At 27.2% G+C, this 18,977-nt stretch carries 20 protein-coding genes; 14 read left to right on the top strand and 6 right to left on the bottom strand.

Annotated features, from left to right (window positions below):
• Positions 1-5 precede the first annotated feature (5 nt).
• The 5 genes from KQI41_RS17770 to KQI41_RS17750 all read left to right on the top strand — a co-directional run bounded on the left by KQI41_RS17770 (position 6) and on the right by KQI41_RS17750 (position 3,511).
• Positions 6-1,382, top strand: coding sequence for a V-type ATP synthase subunit B (locus KQI41_RS17770; protein WP_216585876.1), 1,377 nt, complete (start codon positions 6-8; stop codon positions 1,380-1,382).
• A 9-nt stretch (positions 1,383-1,391) separates the two neighbouring features.
• Complete coding sequence (locus KQI41_RS17765) at positions 1,392-2,003, top strand: V-type ATP synthase subunit D (RefSeq protein WP_154441238.1); 612 nt, start codon at positions 1,392-1,394, stop codon at positions 2,001-2,003.
• Positions 2,004-2,321: 318 nt separating this feature from the next.
• The gene (locus KQI41_RS17760) at positions 2,322-2,834 is read left to right on the top strand and encodes a hypothetical protein (RefSeq protein WP_154441236.1); all 513 of its coding nucleotides are present in this window, start codon (positions 2,322-2,324) and stop codon (positions 2,832-2,834) included.
• Positions 2,835-2,886: 52 nt separating this feature from the next.
• Positions 2,887-3,096, top strand: coding sequence for a hypothetical protein (locus KQI41_RS17755; RefSeq protein ID WP_216585875.1), 210 nt, complete (start codon positions 2,887-2,889; stop codon positions 3,094-3,096).
• A 235-nt stretch (positions 3,097-3,331) separates the two neighbouring features.
• Positions 3,332-3,511: a hypothetical protein gene (locus tag KQI41_RS17750; RefSeq protein ID WP_154441234.1), complete on the top strand. Its 180-nt coding sequence runs from the start codon at positions 3,332-3,334 to the stop codon at positions 3,509-3,511.
• Positions 3,512-3,755: 244 nt separating this feature from the next.
• On the opposite strand, the gene KQI41_RS17745 is transcribed toward KQI41_RS17750, so the two are convergent.
• The 3 genes from KQI41_RS17745 to KQI41_RS17735 form a co-directional block, all read right to left on the bottom strand.
• Complete coding sequence (locus KQI41_RS17745) at positions 3,756-4,859, bottom strand: IS4 family transposase (RefSeq protein ID WP_195838079.1); 1,104 nt, start codon at positions 4,857-4,859, stop codon at positions 3,756-3,758.
• Positions 4,860-5,105: 246 nt separating this feature from the next.
• On the bottom strand, positions 5,106-6,422 hold the full coding sequence (locus tag KQI41_RS19350; RefSeq protein ID WP_216585874.1) for a sensor histidine kinase: 1,317 nt from the start codon (positions 6,420-6,422) through the stop codon (positions 5,106-5,108).
• A 2-nt stretch (positions 6,423-6,424) separates the two neighbouring features.
• Positions 6,425-7,150 carry a LytR/AlgR family response regulator transcription factor gene (locus KQI41_RS17735; RefSeq protein WP_195838004.1) on the bottom strand — a complete coding sequence of 242 codons (726 nt, stop codon included), beginning with the start codon at positions 7,148-7,150 and terminating at the stop codon, positions 6,425-6,427.
• A gap of 453 nt (positions 7,151-7,603) precedes the next feature.
• Here KQI41_RS17735 and KQI41_RS17730 point away from each other — a divergent pair, with 453 nt between their 5' ends.
• From KQI41_RS17730 to KQI41_RS17720, 3 genes are all read left to right on the top strand, one after another.
• On the top strand, positions 7,604-8,359 hold the full coding sequence (locus KQI41_RS17730; protein ID WP_154441312.1) for a C39 family peptidase: 756 nt from the start codon (positions 7,604-7,606) through the stop codon (positions 8,357-8,359).
• Between the two features lie 1,355 nt (positions 8,360-9,714).
• Positions 9,715-10,908 carry a hypothetical protein gene (locus KQI41_RS17725; protein WP_154441314.1) on the top strand — a complete coding sequence of 398 codons (1,194 nt, stop codon included), beginning with the start codon at positions 9,715-9,717 and terminating at the stop codon, positions 10,906-10,908.
• A gap of 197 nt (positions 10,909-11,105) precedes the next feature.
• On the top strand, positions 11,106-11,237 hold the full coding sequence (locus KQI41_RS17720) for a cyclic lactone autoinducer peptide (protein WP_154441316.1): 132 nt from the start codon (positions 11,106-11,108) through the stop codon (positions 11,235-11,237).
• Between the two features lie 210 nt (positions 11,238-11,447).
• Here the strand turns inward: KQI41_RS17720 and KQI41_RS17715 are convergent, their stop codons facing one another.
• Positions 11,448-11,825 (bottom strand): hypothetical protein, encoded by a 378-nt coding sequence (locus KQI41_RS17715; protein WP_216585873.1) that lies wholly within the window; start codon positions 11,823-11,825, stop codon positions 11,448-11,450.
• Between the two features lie 330 nt (positions 11,826-12,155).
• Between KQI41_RS17715 and KQI41_RS17710 the strand changes: the two genes are divergently transcribed.
• From KQI41_RS17710 to KQI41_RS17700, 3 genes are all read left to right on the top strand, one after another.
• The gene (locus tag KQI41_RS17710; protein ID WP_216585872.1) at positions 12,156-13,361 is read left to right on the top strand and encodes a hypothetical protein; all 1,206 of its coding nucleotides are present in this window, start codon (positions 12,156-12,158) and stop codon (positions 13,359-13,361) included.
• A gap of 1 nt (position 13,362) precedes the next feature.
• Entirely contained in the window at positions 13,363-13,914 is a 552-nt protein-coding gene (locus tag KQI41_RS17705) for an accessory gene regulator B family protein (protein WP_195838005.1), read from the top strand.
• A 109-nt stretch (positions 13,915-14,023) separates the two neighbouring features.
• Positions 14,024-14,488, top strand: coding sequence for a hypothetical protein (locus KQI41_RS17700; RefSeq protein ID WP_216585871.1), 465 nt, complete (start codon positions 14,024-14,026; stop codon positions 14,486-14,488).
• 53 nt (positions 14,489-14,541) lie between these two features.
• Here KQI41_RS17700 and KQI41_RS17695 read toward each other — a convergent pair whose 3' ends face one another.
• Entirely contained in the window at positions 14,542-14,940 is a 399-nt protein-coding gene (locus KQI41_RS17695; protein ID WP_216585870.1) for a hypothetical protein, read from the bottom strand.
• 12 nt (positions 14,941-14,952) lie between these two features.
• The gene (locus KQI41_RS17690) at positions 14,953-15,504 is read right to left on the bottom strand and encodes a hypothetical protein (protein WP_216585869.1); all 552 of its coding nucleotides are present in this window, start codon (positions 15,502-15,504) and stop codon (positions 14,953-14,955) included.
• Positions 15,505-15,738: 234 nt separating this feature from the next.
• On the opposite strand from KQI41_RS17690, the gene KQI41_RS17685 reads away from it, so the two are divergent.
• The 3 genes from KQI41_RS17685 to KQI41_RS17675 are packed head-to-tail and all read left to right on the top strand — an operon-like array spanning position 15,739 to position 18,947.
• The gene (locus KQI41_RS17685) at positions 15,739-16,674 is read left to right on the top strand and encodes an AAA family ATPase (protein ID WP_244971118.1); all 936 of its coding nucleotides are present in this window, start codon (positions 15,739-15,741) and stop codon (positions 16,672-16,674) included.
• Between the two features lie 2 nt (positions 16,675-16,676).
• The gene (locus KQI41_RS17680; protein ID WP_216585867.1) at positions 16,677-17,753 is read left to right on the top strand and encodes a DUF58 domain-containing protein; all 1,077 of its coding nucleotides are present in this window, start codon (positions 16,677-16,679) and stop codon (positions 17,751-17,753) included.
• The gene (locus tag KQI41_RS17675; protein WP_216585866.1) at positions 17,754-18,947 is read left to right on the top strand and encodes a hypothetical protein; all 1,194 of its coding nucleotides are present in this window, start codon (positions 17,754-17,756) and stop codon (positions 18,945-18,947) included.
• Positions 18,948-18,977 lie beyond the last annotated feature (30 nt).

Raw genomic sequence — 18,977 nt, 5'->3', positions numbered from 1 at the left:
ATCAAGTGAAAAAAGAATATTTAGTATTAGATAAGGTAGAGGGAGCATTAATTGAATTATCAAAAGTTCATGCAGTTGGATATGGAGAAATAGTTGAAGTCGAAAATAATTTAGGTGAGAAGAAACTTGGCAGAGTTATTAAAATAGATGGAGATAAAGTAGTAGTACAGGTTTTTGGTTCTACCTTAGGTCATTCTGTGGAAAATACTAAGGTAAGCTTTGAAGGGAGACCCTTTGAGATCCCATTATCTAAGGATATACTAGGAAGAACTTTTAATGGAATAGGTATACCAATAGATAATGGTGGAGATATATATGCAGACAACTTTTACAATGTAAATGGAAGACCTATAAATCCTGTATCTAGAGAATATCCAAGGGACTATATTCAAACGGGAATATCGTCCATAGACGGACTTATTACCCTTATTAGAGGTCAGAAGCTACCTATATTTTCAGGTTCAGGTTTACCTCATAATGAGTTGGCGGCACAAATAGTTAGACAGGCAAAGATTAAAGTAAAGGGCCAGGAAAGAAATAATTTTTCCATAGTCTTTGCAGCCATAGGTGTAAAACATGATGAGGCGTTTTTCTTTAAAGAAGCCTTTAAAAAAGCAGGAGTTCAAAATAAAGTAGTTATGTATATTAACTATGCAGATGACCCAATAATGGAGAGGATCATAGCACCAAGAGCAGCTTTAACAGCAGCAGAATATCTTGCTTTTGAGGAAAACCAACACGTATTAGTTATAATGACAGATATAACAAGTTATGGTGAAGCTCTTAGAGAGGTTTCTTCCCTAAGAGAAGAGGTACCTAGTAGAAGAGGCTATCCAGGGTATCTTTACTCTGATTTGGCTAGCTTATATGAAAGGGCAGGTATGCTAAAGGATAGGGAAGGTTCTGTAACTTTGATACCAATACTTACCATGCCAAATGATGATATAACACACCCTATACCAGATTTAACTGGCTATATAACAGAGGGACAAATAGTATTATCAAGGGAGCTTCATCAAAAGAATATATATCCACCTATAAATGTACTTCCTTCATTATCGAGACTTATGAAGGATGGTATAGGAGAAGGATATACAAGGGTAGACCATCCAGATGTATCTAACCAATTATTCTCTGCATATTCTAAAGTTCAGGATATTAGAGCTTTGGCACAGATAGTGGGTGAAGAGGATTTATCAGATAAAGATAAGAAATATATGGAGTTTGGAGATGCCTTTGAAGAAAAGTTTGTAACTCAAAAGTATAATGAAAACAGAGATATGGAGAATACATTAGACTTATCATGGAATATTCTTTCATTATTACCTAAGGAAGAATTAGATAGATTAGATCCAACCTTAATAGAAAAGTATATGAAATAAGGTGATTAAATGGCAGTATATAAAATGACACCGACAAAAGCAAATCTAATTAAAGCTAAGGGTTCTCTTGGATTTGCAAAGAAGGGCTATGAATTATTAGATAGAAAAAGAACAGTTTTAATTAGAGAGATGATGTCTCTCATAGATAGAGCAAATGTTTTGCAGGAAAGAATAGATACTGAGTTTAAACAAGCCTATGAAGCTTTAAAATTAGCCAATATAACCATAGGCAGTGAATATGTAAATGAGTTGGCAAGTTCTATTGAAAAAGAGAAAGACTTTAATATATTATTTAAATCTGTAATGGGAGTAGAGGTTCCAATTATAAAAAGAGAAGACACAACTCTTACTACAGAATATGGATTTTTTAGAACAAATCCAGCCTTTGATAAGGCTGTACTAAACTTTACAGATATAAAAAATCTTATATATGAATTAGCAGAGCTAGAAAACTCAGTATATAAACTAGCCATGGAAATAAAAAAGACACAAAAAAGAGCCAACGCCCTAGATAAAATCCAAATCCCTAAATATACTTCTACTATTAAATATATAGAAGAAGTATTGGAAGAGAAAGAAAGAGAAGATTTCTTTAGATTAAAGAGAGTTAAGGGAAAATAATAAAAAGGGACTGTTGCATAACTATTAAATTAGTTATGCAACAGTCCCTTTTAATATTTTAGTGATAAATATGCAAAAATTGTAAGTTTCAACAAAAACATATATAAGTTTCAACAAGTTCCTCAAAACCTATTGTTTTTTATTGTATAATGAATATACAAAAAATAACAAAGGAGATGATTCGTTTTGATTTTGAAACAGTCTCTTTTTATATGGAAATAACCACTCACTTCTCAAAAAGACCACTTAGTCCAGAGTCCAACAAATATAAAATTAATCTGATATAATTATTATAAAATAATAAAGGGGATAGAAATAATGCCTAAGAAAAAGAGTCTATTTATTTCTTTAATAATATTTATTTGCTTATTTTTGTTATTAATAGGAAATTATTATAGTTCAAAAAACTTTTACAATATTCTAGATAATAATGAAAAGGTAAAAGCAAAAGTGGAATTTACTACACCAATTTTAAATCAAGAGCCATATCAACAATTCAATATAATGTTACAAAATGGGGATACAGTCTTATTGGGAGGTGAAAAAGAAAAAAGATTATCATTAAAAAAAGGCGATAGAATTTCTGTTGAAATAGAAGGTCGCCCTATATTAGGACAAAGCGAAAGCGAGAAATATGTAACAGATAAAGCCTTAAATGTAGAACTTATAAAGTCTAATATTGTTAATGATAATGTTAAACATGATGACTTAAAATCCCCTAAAGATGATATTATGTTAGAAGTTTTAGAAGATGGCAAATATTATATTGCTGTTACAAATTTTTCAACAAACTATTTTTTTGTTGAAAGCATAAAATATGGAAGGGAGTAGGGTAGTAAAGATTTTTTATGAAAGTTTTTTACTATTATGCGAGGTGATCAATATGTTAAAAGTTGCAAAAAAAATTGTTAAAGTTTTATCTTTATTTTTAGCATTGATGTTTTTAATACCAACGACATTTGTAAAAGCAGAACAAATTGATAGTGGTTTAATTGATTTGACTTCTCAAGAAATAAGTGAATCTAGAGTTATAAATTATGATGAAATGATTGAAATTTTAGTTGAGGATGGTTATATAAAATCTCAGTATTAGGGGCATTATATTCTTCTGGGACCGTCACTGTTGACGGAGGAGGAAAGGTAGAAATAGGAGAGGGTAAAACTGCTGAATTTGGAATTTCTAGAGCTGGAAACTTCTACGATACAGTTTCAGGTAGTACTTATTATAGACGTTAAATTTAATTTTAAATGAGGAATAGCAAATATGAAAATAAAGATTTCCTAAAGGAATTTTATTTTCATATTTTATTTACAGAAAGGAGGATAATATGAATAAAAAAGTTAGCTTGATTTTAAGTATATTAGTAATAATATATCCCTTTTTATTAACAGGAAGTATTACAGGTAATTATTTGGTAGAACCTATGAATTATATTGCTTTTATAATGAAAGTTTTATGTTTTATAATAGGAGTATATTTTATAAATAAATATTATTTAGAACAATAAACCATTCTACAAAAAAAATTTATCTTTAAAATTCAATTATTATTAAAAAAGAAGGACTTTTGCCTTCTAGTGTTGCATTTAGGAAACAATTAAATATTGACAAAGTGAGAATCCCTTGGATGATATAAATTACATCCAAGGGATTCCTAATTCTACAGTGTAATACATAATTGTCTAATATTACCATATAGGGAGCTAAAAGTGCTACAAGGCTAATTAACAATCATCCAATTTTATCCAAGTATTATCCCGTCAATAAATATTCTATACTTTCATTGAAATTCTCTAATATATTTACTTTTATAATCCTTGTAAGAACTAGCATTGATAATTTAGAGTTTATTTTCATCTTAAAAATATATAACAGCATATACATTATCAAGGCAGTATATATTTGGATCTTTATAGCATTTTCAGAATACCCGATACACTTCTTTATTTTAAGATTTTGTTTAATCCACTTAAAGAACAACTCTATTTTCCAACGTTTCTTATATAAAGCTATTATTCCTTCTGCTGGTATATCAAATATATTTGTTACAAGTCTAAATTCTTCCTCGTTTTCATCAAAAGTTAGGATTTCCCTATATGTGTGCTCGGTTTTATTCTTACTATATTCAGTTCCCATTGTAATTTCATAATCAAATATTAAATCATTTTCCACATAGGTGCTTTTGATTTCTTCAACACAGGCATTAGATACCTGCCTTGTTATAAATTTATATTTATCATCAGTTAATTTATCATACCATTTATAATCAGAATATCCTCTATCAAATAGATATATAGCATCCTTATTATTAATCATGTCATCTATACATTTTCTATCATTTACTTTTCCTGATACTATGTGTATCTTTTCAGGGAAATCGCCATTAAAAAGAGTACTTACTTTAACTGCCGAACGTTTCTGTTTATTATCATAACGAAATTCTTTAACAAAATTGAAAGGCAAATCTATCATAGTAGAGTCTATAATTTTAATTATTGGAAGATCCTTATTGATACGCTGAAGACCAAACATTTTTGTAGCCTTGTTTACTATATGATAGTAAAGTTCCTCGAAAACCCTATAATCCCTGTTAGCATTCTTTCTTGAAAATTGGGAAACACTTGGTACATTAATCATTTTTCTTAATTTATTATTATTTGAGATATTAGTTTGCAGTTCCCTCAAACTATTTAAACCCTTTAACTGAAAGAAAAGCATTGCAAGTAGGTGTGAAGAAGTATCAAAATGCTGCGTCCTGTAATCTGTATTATATTTTTTGACAAGCATATTTAGTATATTACCATTAATTACTTGTGTTATTTTATCAAAAAATATTTTATTATTATTTATATACATGAAAAAGAACCTCCTTGGTGTATGGTTTCTCGATAATTCCATTAAACCAAATGAGGCTCTTTTTTTCATTAATCAAATTTTACCATGTCAACTGGTATTTTTTATTTTGATGCAACACTAGAAGACTTTTGCCTTCTTTTTGTGTTTTTTCTTATTTAGGTACACTTTAATTTGTCATATGAGATATATGCTTTATTTATCTATAACAATTATATAAAATCTAATTTAAAATAGTTTAAATTTAGTTTAAGTGGTTATTTTCTGGACTGAATGATCATTTAAAGGAAGAATAATAGTAACTAAATATTCCATATCATTTTTCTTTATATCCATATAACCATCATATTTATTTATAATATCCTCTATTATACTAAGACCATATCCAGAAGAAATATATTTCTTTTTATTTAAATAAGTCCTCATATGAGAGTTGCCATTAGTAGAATTATAATTATTTCTAATCTTATAACATAAAAAATTCGCATCAGGATATAATTCTAAATTAATATATTTATTCTCTGCACTGGAGTTCATACAAGCTTCTATTGCATTGTCTATGGTATTAAATAGTATAGAACTTAAATCCATATCATCTATGTTTACTTTAGGAGGAGCTATTGCCTTTATATCAAAATCTATACCTTGCATTACAGCTTCTGAATATTTATCATTTAATATTATATCTATTAATCTATTTCCAGTATTTATTGTATTAGGAATTTCCTTAAATTTATCTTTTATTGAATTAACATATTTGATATATTTTTCATCTTCTATATCATTGATTTTCTCCAAGACTTTAATATGATTTGCCATGTCATGCCATATTTTAGACAAAGTATCGCTTCTTAGTTCAGCATTAATAATAAATTTTTCATAGGATTTATCATAAATCCTTTTAGTAGTTTCTTTCTGTAAATTAATATAAAAGGTATTTGCATTATAATACATTACCATCGTACCTAAACTAATGAAAAGAATAAACAAGCATATAAAAAATAAAATCAATATAGTACTTTCTGAAGATATTACTAAACTAGAATAAAATAATAATACCATTGAAATAGTAGATAATGATAATATCAATATCATTACATAATTTAAAATCTTAGGAAGAATAATCTTTGTATTTAAGAACTTCCTATTGATTAGCGTAAATATTAATGCAGATAGAAATTTACTAAGCAGTCCTAAAAAGAAATAAGTGTATTTTAATCCCTCAACAGTTTTATCGAGAATATTTGAAGCTAATAAGGTTACTAATAGTTCAGATATAATTAGTATAAAATAATACATTATAATGACTAAAACTCGTTGATGAAATTTAAGATTATATAAAAAGGTTGCTAAAAACAGTATCATTAATATAAAAGTTAATTTAATAAATGGAGTGATACCAAATTCAGTAAATAAACATGTAAAAATAGATACTATAATAATTACAAGAGTATCAATTGATTTATAATTATCTTGATGATTTCTAAACTTAGATAATATACCTATAAAAATTGTATTATCTACTATAGAAAATAAGAAGCTTAATATAATATTAGGCTTTTCCACAGTTATCCCTCTCTTCTGGATGAAATATATCTATAGAATTCTTCTTTAAAACTATTAATTCTCCTTCTTGCAATATATAAGGTATCTCCGTTAGATAGAATAACCTTATTATTTCTAAAATCTTCTACACGATTAAGATTTATCATGATTCCTCTATATATTTCAAAGAAATACTTTTCTGTTAGATTATAAGGAATATCTTTTAAAGAACGATAATTTGAGGTATAGGTATTATCTATGGTGTGTATAATTACAGTTCTATTGTTTACCTCAAAGTATATAATATCATAGAGTTTAAGATAAATATTATTATCATCTATGGGAAAGGAATATTTTTCAGTTAAATATTCAAGTTTTTTAATTAATGAATCAAGGACTGAATTAACTTCCTTGTGGAAGTGACTTTTTCTTATAAAATGAAAGATTGTAAGGTCTAAGGCTTCATATACTTTCTCGTTTAAATATGTAATAAATATAAATATGGTATTTTCATTGGCTTCTCTAACTTTTCGTGCTGTTTCTATTCCATTTAATTTTTGCAGTTCTATATCAAAAAATATAATATCATAGTTCTTCTTTAAATTAAATATATTGTCAAGAACCTCTTCTCCAGAATAAAAACAATCTATTTCGCAATTAATATTATGTTGGATAAATTTTTTTTCAATTATTAACCTTAATTCACATGAGAACTTTTTATTGTCTTCACAAATTCCAATTTTAAACACAGAATCCCCCCTAAACAACCATTTACTCCAAGAAAATGCCACTTAATCCAGATTTGAACAAATATAAAATTAACCTGATATAATTATTATAAATGAAAGGTCATAGTAGTTAAAGTGATAAACAAATTAGTTTATTAAATGAAATTAATTACTTTTGTCATTGGCAGTATTTTCTACAATGGCATTAAGTGTTAATAATAAAGCTAGAGAGGAGGGCCAGGGATAAAGAAGATTTTAACTAGGGGGATAGATAAAATAAGCAAGACAGCAAAGAAAATTGCTGAAGAATCACCAAATACGGTTTCTACGTTTCTATATTATGAAACTAGAGCATCTAAGAAGATTAGGAAGTAGACAAAAGATAAGGTAGATAAATTAAATGTAAAGGTAGTACCTGTTATTGATAATAAGAACATATTGATTGAATATTAGATATTGAGAGGAGAGGATGAAATGAGAAATAAGTTGAAAAGGTTTTATATTTTATCAGGGTTAATTTTTAATATACTTACAGTAAGTTTTTCATCAGTGTTAGCTGAGGGATTTATAGGGGATAACTTCTCGGCTGATTCTCATGCTCCAGGCTTTGAGCAAATTGAAGTCCAAGAACAAATCAAAAGTCAAAATGAAGTTTCAGAAAAATACTTTAATATGAAAAGGTCTCAAAGATTACAAAAGTTTTATGGAAATATCCAACCTTATTCTTATGATTCAAAAAGGTTAAATGTCCCATTAAGACAACAGGAAGAAACCTATTATTGTGGTCCTGCAAGTGCACAAATGACAATTTTATACCTTCAAGGACAAAGTCCAACTCAGAGAACTCTGGCTAGTAATATGGGAACCGATAAAACTGGTACTATGGTATATAGATTAGCTCAGGAATTAAATAAATATAGTAGATATGAATACACAAATACTGATAGCTCAAATTTTGTAAATGATTTAATATATAGTATTGATAAGGGAAAACCTATTATAGCTCATGTAAGAGCAAGTTCACTTCCACATTCTCCAGGGGCAGGGTCAGGTCATTTTATAGTCAATACAGGATATCTTTGGGGTATGAGTGGATCAAGTAGTGAGGACATTGTTTACTATAACGATCCACATTATAAAAATGAATATTACGGCAAATATTCATGTACATGGAGTCAAATGGTTAAAGCTATAGATGATAGACTAGGTTATTATATTAGGGGGATTTAGCCTAGAATATAATTTAGGATTTCAGATTTTATATATTAAAGTCTGAAATCTTTTTTCTAAATTTAGCGATAGTGTTAACTAGGGTATAAAAAACTAGATTAAAAGAATGTAGTCTAAATAGAATTAAATTTACTAAAAATATAGAACTTTAAAGAAAAAAAGAATAAAAAATAAGAGATATTCTAAAGATGTTTCCATCTAACCACTTTGTGAGCATAACTAATGTCAGTCAAGAGATCAGAAACTTTGGAGTCGAGCCATTTGACAGCAATTAAACTGATTGTTTAAAATGCTTTGAGGTTGAAGGAAAAGTTTACAAAAGTTTTTAAGAAACTTGAAGGTCTTTAATAGAGTTTAAAGGCTTCCAATAAGTATAGGAATGAGCTTTCTTAAGCCTCATTGCTATGACTAAGAAAGTTGTAATAAGCAACAAGCCTACATGTGCATCTGAATATGTACCGTTACCATAGCCATTAGTAACTTGTTAAGAGAACTAAAATGTTCTGTTCATACGTTTAATAATCTGTTTTAACCAAAGATACTATTTTGAAATGGTTCATCGTTAGTAAGTCCAATGATTTGAATTAAGTTGAAATCCTTAACATAGAAATTTTGACTTGATGAATTTCTCGTAAAGCTCTTGCAGTAGCTCCAGTAGATAAACCAAGATTAACATGGTAAGTAAGGCAAAGTCGTATTATATGGGAAGATAACCTTTTAAGAGAATCAAAATAAAATGGACATTTAGGGTTAACACACTTATGTATATTAAAAAAGCTTACGGCTTTTCTTTTTAGCACGGGCACAATAAAAGCAAACAAAAGTATTGGAACTGAGATCATCCTTATCCTTGTTGAATCTAAAGTCACAAACCTTGTAAAGAAGCTGACCGTGTTTACCATTGTTATTATAAAGATAATTATGAGAGGCACCACAACGAGGGCACATAGCATCAGAAGACACAGACTTACCACCATGTGACTTAACAGGTTTTAACTCTTTTTCATTTGCAGTTTTGTAGTCAAGAGTTTTAAGAGTAAACTTTTGATATTTAGGATTAAAATGATTAACTTTAAAATCTTGTAAAGGAATATTTTTAACAATAAATAAAACTAATTGACGAATAGTCGAAATTTAAAATTGATTATATAAAAGTAAATATAATATAATTGAGTCCACAATGTACAATGACACACCTTTCGTTGGATATTTGTTTGTTTCGCGACTCAATTATACCAAAAAAAGGGTCATTGTTTTTTATTTTAAAAAGCTTTAAAACCCTTGAGAACACAGAGTATAGATCTATTAATTATATAAATAGGTTTACACTAACATATTAGATAGGGGGTTTTGGTATGAATACCTTCAGATATAGTAATAAAAAAACAATATATATATTTTTTATTTCAATAATTGTGTTGTTTTGTATTTCTTGTAAAAATAAAAATATAAAGATTGAGGAAAGTATAAGTTTGGAAGCAAAACCTGCTAATATTAAAATTAATAAATATGATATATTAAAGGAATTGAAATCTAATAATATAGATATAGAGGATAACTTCTTTAATATTATTTTTGTAGAAGATGATTTAATGTTTATAGTCCTAGAAGATTATTTAGATGATGATATCTATATGAGCCAAATGGGGCCAAGTGTAATTAATAGAAATATAATAATGTATAATTATAAATTACAAAAAATTGAAAGAACAATTGAATTGCGGGAAAATATCTATTGCTATGATTTGGTGATAGATAATGATGGAGAAATATTCATATCTTATAGATTAGTTGAGCCTAGAGTAACTGAAGTAGATACAGAAGATAATTGTTTAGATGAAATAGACTATTATATAGGAAGTATTAATGACGATGATAGTATAACAGTTCTAGATACATATAAAGGTTTTGTTTATAAACCTTCAAGATTCAGTAAAGTGTTATCAGATATATATTATACATACAAAGAAGAAAATAATACTAAGACTATTTCTGGAATTAAAAAGATAGATAAGAACAAAATAGTCAGTGTTCACAAGTTCGAAGATATTGATTATTTAGATACAAGGTTATTTTCAAATGAAAATCTATTAATGATCTTTATGGAAGATAATAAAACTGCTTGTTTCTATATCTTAAATGAAAACAATCTTATAGATAAGATATACTTAGAACCTTATGAAAAAGTATTATCTTACAATATGTTAGAAAATGGAGTTGTTGTATCTTATCAAAATAGTAATACTGATATATCAGAATTAATGTTTATAAGTTTTATAGATCATGAAAAATCAGTTACTAGAAGCAATGATATATATGCTATAGTTAGTAATGGATTAAATAATTGTATAGGAACTGATCCTTTTTTCAATGTTCATTATATAAATATAAATGATGGAAAAATTTCCATAAATAAATTAGCTGATATAAACAAGCTTAAAATTAGTAACATGAATATTGTACGTTTATTTAAGAAAGATAAAAACAACTATGGTGTATTTCTTGAAGATGAATATTTATATTTAGATTTAAATATAAACCAAGATTGATTCCAAGAAAATGCCACTTAATCCAGATTTCGACAAATATAAAATTAGCTTGATATAATTATTATAAATGAAAGGTCATAGTAGTTAAAGTGATAAACAAATTAGTTTATTAAATGAGATTAATTACTTTTGTCATTGAAGTATTTTTCTACAATGGCATTAAGTATTAATAATAAAGCTAGAGAGGAGGACAGAAGATGAAGAAAGTTCTAATTAAGAGTATAGATAAAATAAGCAAGACAGCAAAAAAAATTGCTGAAGAGTCTCCAAATACAGTTTCTACATTTTTATATTATGAACCTAAGGCACCAAAGTCTATTAAGAAATAAAATAAGAATAAGAAACTAGTTTTAGTAAATTATTAATATAAAAAGATATAGAGGTAACGCATTATAAAACTTATAGAAAGCTTATTATAAAGCTGGAGATTGGGAATTTATATAATATACTTATACTAGAAATCTGATTAGAGATTATCTAGAAGTTGTATTAGTTTAAAAAGATAAAATTAAAGTCTCATTATGAGACTTTAATTTTATTTAATCATCTATTAAGATAATCATTGGAGTATGATGAAATCTTTTAAAAGTATATATATTATCATCAATAGTTATTTTAAATTTATTTTTTTCAAAACTAATTACTTTATTATCAAAGATTTCACTGTTAATTACATAGTTTGATGGAGAATTTGGATTTGATGAAAAGATACCCTTATCTTCCTTTTGATTATTATCAGAATCTAAATAGTAGTAATAATAAGTAAAATTATCAGCTGTATCAAAAACCATAGAAGAAAAGGGAAGTTCTTTACATAAAAAGGTACCTTGAAGCACATAGGTTTCTTCTTTGTAATTTAAAGATAGTATAAGTAATATCAACACTAATACTAGTAGCAATATAATAAATTTTTTCACTATTTCATCCCTTTCATGGTTTAAAAACTGTACGAAGATTTTAATTTAATTGAGAGGATACACTTTATTTAGCTTATTATAAAAGTATATATATTTTCTATACTTATAACAATTATATCAAATAAAAATTAAAATAGTTTAGATTTGGAGCAGGTGTCTATTTTTTGGATTGAATGGGCGTTTAAAAGAAGAATAACACAATCCCTCTTAAATAACCACTTATTCCCCAAAAAGACCACTTAGACCAGATTTCGACAAATATAAAATTAGCTTGATATAATTATTATATTAGAGGGATTTAGATTAGAATATAATTTGGGAGGTTTTGATATGAATACCTTCAGATATAGTGATAAAAAGGTAAAATATATATTTTTTATTACTATGATTGTGTTAGTTTGTATTTCTTCTAAAAATGAGAGCATAGAAATTGAGAATGGTATAAATTTGGAAACAAAATCGACTAATATAAACTTTAATAAGTATGATATATTAAAGGAACTCAAGTATAATAATCTAAATATGGAGGACAGTTTTGCCAATATTATTTTTGTAGAAGATGACTTAATGTTCATAGTCCTAGAAAACTATTTAGATGATGATATTCCTATGGACCAAATGGGTCTAAGTATAGTTAATAAACACATAATAATGTATAATTATAAATTACAAAACATTGAAAGAGTAATTGAACTAAAGGAAGATATTTATTGCTACGATTTGGTAATAAGTAATGATGGAGAAATATTCATATCTTATATATTAGTTGGGCCTGGAGTAACTGGAATAGATATAGAAAATAATAATTTAGGTGAAATAGACTATTATATAGGAAGTATTAATGACGATGATAGTATAACAGTTTTAGATACATATAGAGGTTTTGTTTATAAACCCTCAAGATTCAGTAAAGTGTTATCAGATATATATTATACATACAAAGAAGAAAATGATACTAAGACTATTTGTGGAATTAAAAAGATAGATAAGAACAAAATAGTTAGTGTTCACAGGTTTGAAGATGTTGATTATTTAGATACAAGGTTATTTTCAAATGAAAATTTATTAATGATTTTTATGGAAGATAATAAAACTGCTTGTTTCTATATCTTAAATGAAAATAGTCTTATAGATAAGATATATTTAGAACCCTATGAAAAAGTATTCTCTTATAATATGTTAGAAAATGGAGTTGTTGTATCTTATGAAAATAGCAAAATTAATACATCAGAATTAATGTTTATAAGTTTTATAGACCATGAGAAATCAGTTATTCAAAGTAATGATATGTATACTATAGTTAGTAATGGACTAAATAATTGTCTAGGAACGGATTCTTTTTTTAATATTTATTATATAAGTATTAGTGATAAAAAGATTTTAACACAAACACTAGCTGATATAAACAAGCTTAAAATTAGTAATATGAATATTGTACGCTTATTTAAAAAAGATAAAAATCAATATGGTGTATTTTTTGAAAGCGAATATTTATATTTAGATTTAAATATAAGCGATGAAAGGAGTAAGGGTTAAAGTGCTAAGTCAATTTATTAGAAGATATGTTTCTTTGTCAACAACAGATGATGAAATAGAGGTAATACTCTATGGAATGAAAATCATAGGAACTAGTATGTTAACGGCTTTAATTATTGTATTAATTGGAATAATTATAGGACAAACTATTCCATCAATTATTTATTTAGGTGTGTTAATTTTACTTAGGAGAAATATAGGGGGATACCATAGTAAGACCTATTTGGGGTGCTTATTTATTACAGCCTTAAACTTTATAGTAATAGGGGTTTTAGAAATATATTTAAATTCCACCTTAAAACAAGTTCTGGGAATAATATTTATTATTTATTCCACAGTAAAGATTTATACCACTAAACCCATAGTACATATAAATAGAACTGTAGATGAAGATACTATAAATAAAAGTATTGCAAAAAAGGATAAGTGGTTAAGTGCTATATTGGTGTTGGCAACTATATGCCATGTATTAGTATTATTAGATATAGTAGGTGTACTTAATTACTTCTTTGCCATTAGTAGTTCTTTAATGGTAGTAGCATTAAGTATTTAAATTGTAAAATAGACTATAATGTAAAAGTATTTCTTCATTGTATAATCCATTGTTATAATATATAATTATTATTAAACTATAAATGAAATGAATAAAGGAGGTCGATAAAATGACTAACGAGGAATTTCAAAAAATAGTGCTAGAAAAGTTAGGAAACCTTGAGGATAAGGTAGTAGGTATTGGAAATAAGGTAGTGGGACTTGAAGATAAGGTAGTGGGACTTGAAGATAAGGTAGTAGGACTTGAAGATAAGGTAGTAGGACTTGAAGATAAGGTAGTGGGACTTGAAGATAAGGTAGTAGGACTTGAAGATAAGGTAGTAGGACTTGAAGATAAGGTAGTAAGTCTTGAAGACAAGGTAGTAGACCTTGGAAATAAGGTAGTAAATCTTGAAAAAGGACAGGAAGAAATTAAAAAAGACGTAAAATCTATTATTGAACAAACTACCAATTTAAGTGAATTTAGATATGAAATAAATACAAAAGTAGATAAGCTAACAGAAGAATTCAACACAATAGAAATAGTTACAGCAAAGAACTGGAATGATATAGCAAAATTAAAAGCAGCCAGATAATGTAAAAAAATAGAGTTATAGAATTTAAACCCTATAACTCTATTTTTTTACATTTATTTTTGCAGTAAATTTATTGTAAACTTATTTTTTCCCATAAACTTTTCTATTATTTGCTTAAGTCCAAACCATGAAAATCCAGCTATAGCTGCAATAGACCCAAGTCTTCCACCGACACCTATAAATACATCTTGAGTTAAATTAAAAACAATACCGCATATACATCCAATTGCCACCATTTCAATAAGCTTTGGGAACTTAATGGTAGATACCATGGCTGCATAGGAAGCAGTAGTGGCAGCAAGTGCTAAGGTGTCTCCTTCGATAAAGAAGTGTGGTAATAACAATCCCGAGCTCAAGGTTACTATAGCTGATGAAAGTACAGGGCCTTTTTTAAGGTGTAGCCCTAAGAAATAAGTTAGACATGCTGAGCATATGGAAATTATCATAACCATTTAATAACCTCCCTATATTCTAAATATACTTAGAAATAATCTTACTAGTTGAGTAGAAAGAGCCATTGAAGTACCACCCTTTCCACCAAATCCTACATATATATCTTTAGATAATATAATTATCATTCCAGCAATAAATCCCGTAAATCCAGCTATAGGCATAGTAGCTATTATGGTTTGAGATGACATACCTATAAAAGAAGCAGTATATATGATTCCTGCTAATTTTGGAGTAAATAATGTAGCTGCTAGGACTCCTATAAAGCCATTTGCAACTACTGCACCATAGCCCATTTCGTGATTTATATACCATGTTATTGTGGCTGATAGAGTTGAGCCTATTAAAATTTTCAAATCATCTTTAGCAAAGTTTCTTTTTTCCTTTCCACTTTCCTTATTTAACTTGCTTATTTCATAGAAATGATTTATTAATCCAACTCCTAAAAATAAAATGGCTGTCAGTAAAAAAATTCTACTGTGCAGTAATGTGTTATTCATTAGTGCTAAAAGCAAAATACCTATACTTACTAAGCTATAAAGTAAGAAAAATATAGTTCGTTTCATAGCTTTCCCTTCTTTCTATTGCAATTATGTTATTAGTGTTTATGTCTGTATATTAGATTAAAGTTATATCACAAATAAATGGATACTAATATAATACCCCAAAAATATTTAAAATGCAAAAGGTAGTGGGAAATATTTTCCCCTTATAAATGGATTATATCCTATTTTTTTTGTTTGTTGTTTTATATTTATAGAATGATGTATAATTAATATAATATGGAAAAGGAGGAGATTATGAGATTGCTAGTTGATTTTAAAGAAAAGATAATAGAAAATGTATCAAAGGTAATAATAGGTAAAGACAAAGAAATAGAACTAATTATAGTATCCTTTCTTTCAGGAGGTCATGTCTTATTAGAAGATATACCTGGAATGGGAAAAACTATGATGATAAAGGCATTTGCAAAGACATTAAATTTACCATTTAAAAGAATCCAATTTACACCTGACTTACTTCCATCAGATATTACAGGAATTAACTTTTACAATCAAAAAACAGCAGACTTTCAATTTAGAGAAGGTCCTTTATTCTCGAATATAATCCTAACAGACGAAATAAATAGAGCAACTCCTAGAACACAATCATCTTTACTAGAGGCAATGGAAGAAAAACAAGTTACAGCTGATGGAGAAACTAGAAAATTACATAGTCCATTTATGGTATTGGCTACACAAAATCCTGTGGAATCTTATGGAACTTTTCCTCTTCCAGAAGCTCAGCTAGATAGATTTTTTATGAGAATAAAATTGGGTTATCCAACAAAAGAGCAGGAAAAAACAATAATTAAAAGAAATATAACTGATCCTTTAGATATAATAGAACCAATAGCAGATGGTGAAGAATTAGATAATGTATTAGAGAATATATCAAATATCTCCATAAAAGATGAAGTAATGGATTATTTAGTAAATATAGTAGGTGAAACTAGAAATAAAACAAATATTGAGTTAGGAGTAAGCCCCAGAGGGTCTATTGCATTATTTAAGGCATCAAGAGTATATGCTGGAATCAATGGAAGAGATTATATAATACCTGAAGACATAAAGGCTATGGCTCCATATGTGTTAAACCATAGGATAATTGCTCGTGGTGTAAATAGAATAGAAGATTCAATAGAACTAATTGAGGGAATCGTAAATTCAGTGGAAGTTCCCTTAGAAAGTATATAGATATGATTTGGTTTTTATTAGGATTAGTAGTGTTTACCTACTTAATCAACAAAATCACATTGGACTATGGTTTCAAAAATTTATCCTATAGAATGGATATAGATAAAAGAACTGGAGAAATAGGAGAAGATATAGAGATTATATCTACAATAGAGAATAAAAAGTTTTTAACAGTATTCTTTCTAAAGGTCAGCGAAATATTTCCTAAAGGATTTAATATAGAAAAAAATATATATACTCTATTTATTATGCCTTATCAAAGAGTTAGAAGAAAATATAAAATACAAGGAAGTAAAAGGGGAATTTACAGTATAAATAATTCTCATTTAGAGTTGGGAGATTTTATTGGACTTAAAACAAAACACCAGTATAGGGAAAATCAGAATGAAATAATAATATTTCCTCAAAAACTAGATATAGAAAAAAGTATTACCCCCTTAGGGTCTTTCAATGGAGATATTTCTGTAAAGAGATGGATAATTGATGATCCCCTTATGACTATTGGAATAAGGGAATATACTGGAAATGAATCGGAGAGATTTATACATTGGCCTTCTTCTTTAAAATACAATAGTTTAATGGTTAAAAATTTTGATTTTACCACAGATAACAATGTCCTTATAGCTTTAAATATTGAATCAATGAAACCTTACTGGCAATGTATAGATGAGGAAGCAATAGAAAAAAGCATTTCAATAACTAGAGCCATAATGGAAGAATTTGAAGATTTAAAAATACCTTATGGTTTTATTTCTAATGCTCATGATAGAAATTCAAATTATACTAAAGGGCACTTCTATCATCCAGGATTAGGAAATCACAGATTATATAATTTTCTTGAGATTTTAGGAAGTATAAACTATATAATTTCTTCAACTTTTGAAGAAACTTTAAATGATATTTTAAAATCCCAAGGAAACTATACTACAGTTGTAATAGTTACACCAAAAGTACTAGAACCATATATAGATGTTATAAATTCATTAAGTAAAGTTGTAAATAAGGTAGTTTGTATATCTATAAAAGGTGAGGATTTAAAGGATTTAAATAGAAATATACTGAAGTATAGGAGTGATTAAATGGATTTGATTTTAATTGAAATAATATCTGTAGTTTCATTTATATATTCCCTATTACTTACTTTTTTTCCTTTTGCATCTTTAGATAAGGTATTTATAGTTTTTATCTGGACAATTTTAGGTTCTCTAATATTTGCATTTAATTATAAGGAAAAGAAGATATATAGAACAAGTATATTACTTTTGCTTTACCCATTATTATTTTTCAAGAGTATTTGGGCAAGGATTTTTATATTTATGACTACTATTATTATATTTCTATATATTAGAAATTCCTTACTTAAAGGTAGTCATTATGAGTATTCAGAAAGATTGAAGAAATCATATATGGCATATATAGCTGTGATAATTTTAGCTTTTTTAGGAGATGTATTTAACAATTTCATAGTATATTCCATACCATTTATAATCATTAGCCAAATGACTATAATAATATTAATAAGAACAGTTAGACACTTGGATTCTGGAATGGATATAGAAAATATAAAAAGATCGAATAAAAGATACATAGGAGTTATTTCCATAGTATCCTTTATAGTTGCCATTGATAAACTGAGAAACTTTATATTCTCAACCATTGGAAGTGTATATAGTTTTATTATAGATATAATAATGAAGGTACTGTACTATCCAATTACTTTTATTTTTTATTTAGTAAATAAATTTATTGCATTTATTCAAGGGAAAATGGAGGCACGTAATTTAGAGATTTTATTTGAAAATATGAATATAGATAATCCTGAAACCATGGAAGAAGTAGAGGAAATAGTTCTACGAAATTTTCCAATATTGAAGAAAGTAATAGGTTTTTTGCTCATTATAGCTGGAACTTATATTATATATAAACTAATAGGTAAAATGGGAGATAGAAAATATAATAATGTAGAATATACTGAAGAAAGAGAATATATAAAGATCGCTAATTTAAGGAAGAAAAAGATAAGAGAAAAATATCCTAAGGAGTTAAAAGAACAGATAAGGTTTTACTATAGAAGATATTTAGAGAAATTAAATAAAAAGGATGTAGAAATAACGAAATCAGATACATCTTTAGATATAAATAAAAAAGCAGAAAGGGTATTTTCAAAGGAAGTAGAAAAGATAAGAGAAATTTATATAAATACACGTTATGGAGATAAAGAAATAAATACAAATACAGTAAAAGAGATAGAAAATTTATATAAGAATTTATAAAAAAGCTTAGGTTTCCATGGAAACCTAAGC

This window comes from Tissierella pigra (assembly GCF_018917845.1).
Classification (GTDB): domain Bacteria; phylum Bacillota; class Clostridia; order Tissierellales; family Tissierellaceae; genus Tissierella; species Tissierella pigra.
The sequence above is the reverse complement of the archived record's forward strand: the minus strand, read 5'-3'. Positions and strand labels throughout refer to the sequence as shown.

Bases quoted from the DNA above. Each gene is read 5' to 3' on its own strand.
- KQI41_RS17765 (WP_154441238.1), top strand. From the start codon at position 1,392: ATGGCAGTATATAAAATGACACCGACAAAAGCAAATCTAATTAAAGCT.
- KQI41_RS17760 (WP_154441236.1), top strand. From the start codon at position 2,322: ATGCCTAAGAAAAAGAGTCTATTTATTTCTTTAATAATATTTATTTGC.
- KQI41_RS17755 (WP_216585875.1), top strand. From the start codon at position 2,887: ATGTTAAAAGTTGCAAAAAAAATTGTTAAAGTTTTATCTTTATTTTTA.
- KQI41_RS17750 (WP_154441234.1), top strand. From the start codon at position 3,332: ATGAATAAAAAAGTTAGCTTGATTTTAAGTATATTAGTAATAATATAT.
- KQI41_RS17745 (WP_195838079.1), bottom strand. From the start codon at position 4,859: ATGTATATAAATAATAATAAAATATTTTTTGATAAAATAACACAAGTA.
- KQI41_RS17730 (WP_154441312.1), top strand. From the start codon at position 7,604: ATGAGAAATAAGTTGAAAAGGTTTTATATTTTATCAGGGTTAATTTTT.
- KQI41_RS17725 (WP_154441314.1), top strand. From the start codon at position 9,715: ATGAATACCTTCAGATATAGTAATAAAAAAACAATATATATATTTTTT.
- KQI41_RS17720 (WP_154441316.1), top strand. From the start codon at position 11,106: ATGAAGAAAGTTCTAATTAAGAGTATAGATAAAATAAGCAAGACAGCA.
- KQI41_RS17710 (WP_216585872.1), top strand. From the start codon at position 12,156: ATGAATACCTTCAGATATAGTGATAAAAAGGTAAAATATATATTTTTT.
- KQI41_RS17700 (WP_216585871.1), top strand. From the start codon at position 14,024: ATGACTAACGAGGAATTTCAAAAAATAGTGCTAGAAAAGTTAGGAAAC.
- KQI41_RS17695 (WP_216585870.1), bottom strand. From the start codon at position 14,940: ATGGTTATGATAATTTCCATATGCTCAGCATGTCTAACTTATTTCTTA.
- KQI41_RS17690 (WP_216585869.1), bottom strand. From the start codon at position 15,504: ATGAAACGAACTATATTTTTCTTACTTTATAGCTTAGTAAGTATAGGT.
- KQI41_RS17685 (WP_244971118.1), top strand. From the start codon at position 15,739: ATGAGATTGCTAGTTGATTTTAAAGAAAAGATAATAGAAAATGTATCA.
- KQI41_RS17680 (WP_216585867.1), top strand. From the start codon at position 16,677: ATGATTTGGTTTTTATTAGGATTAGTAGTGTTTACCTACTTAATCAAC.
- KQI41_RS17675 (WP_216585866.1), top strand. From the start codon at position 17,754: ATGGATTTGATTTTAATTGAAATAATATCTGTAGTTTCATTTATATAT.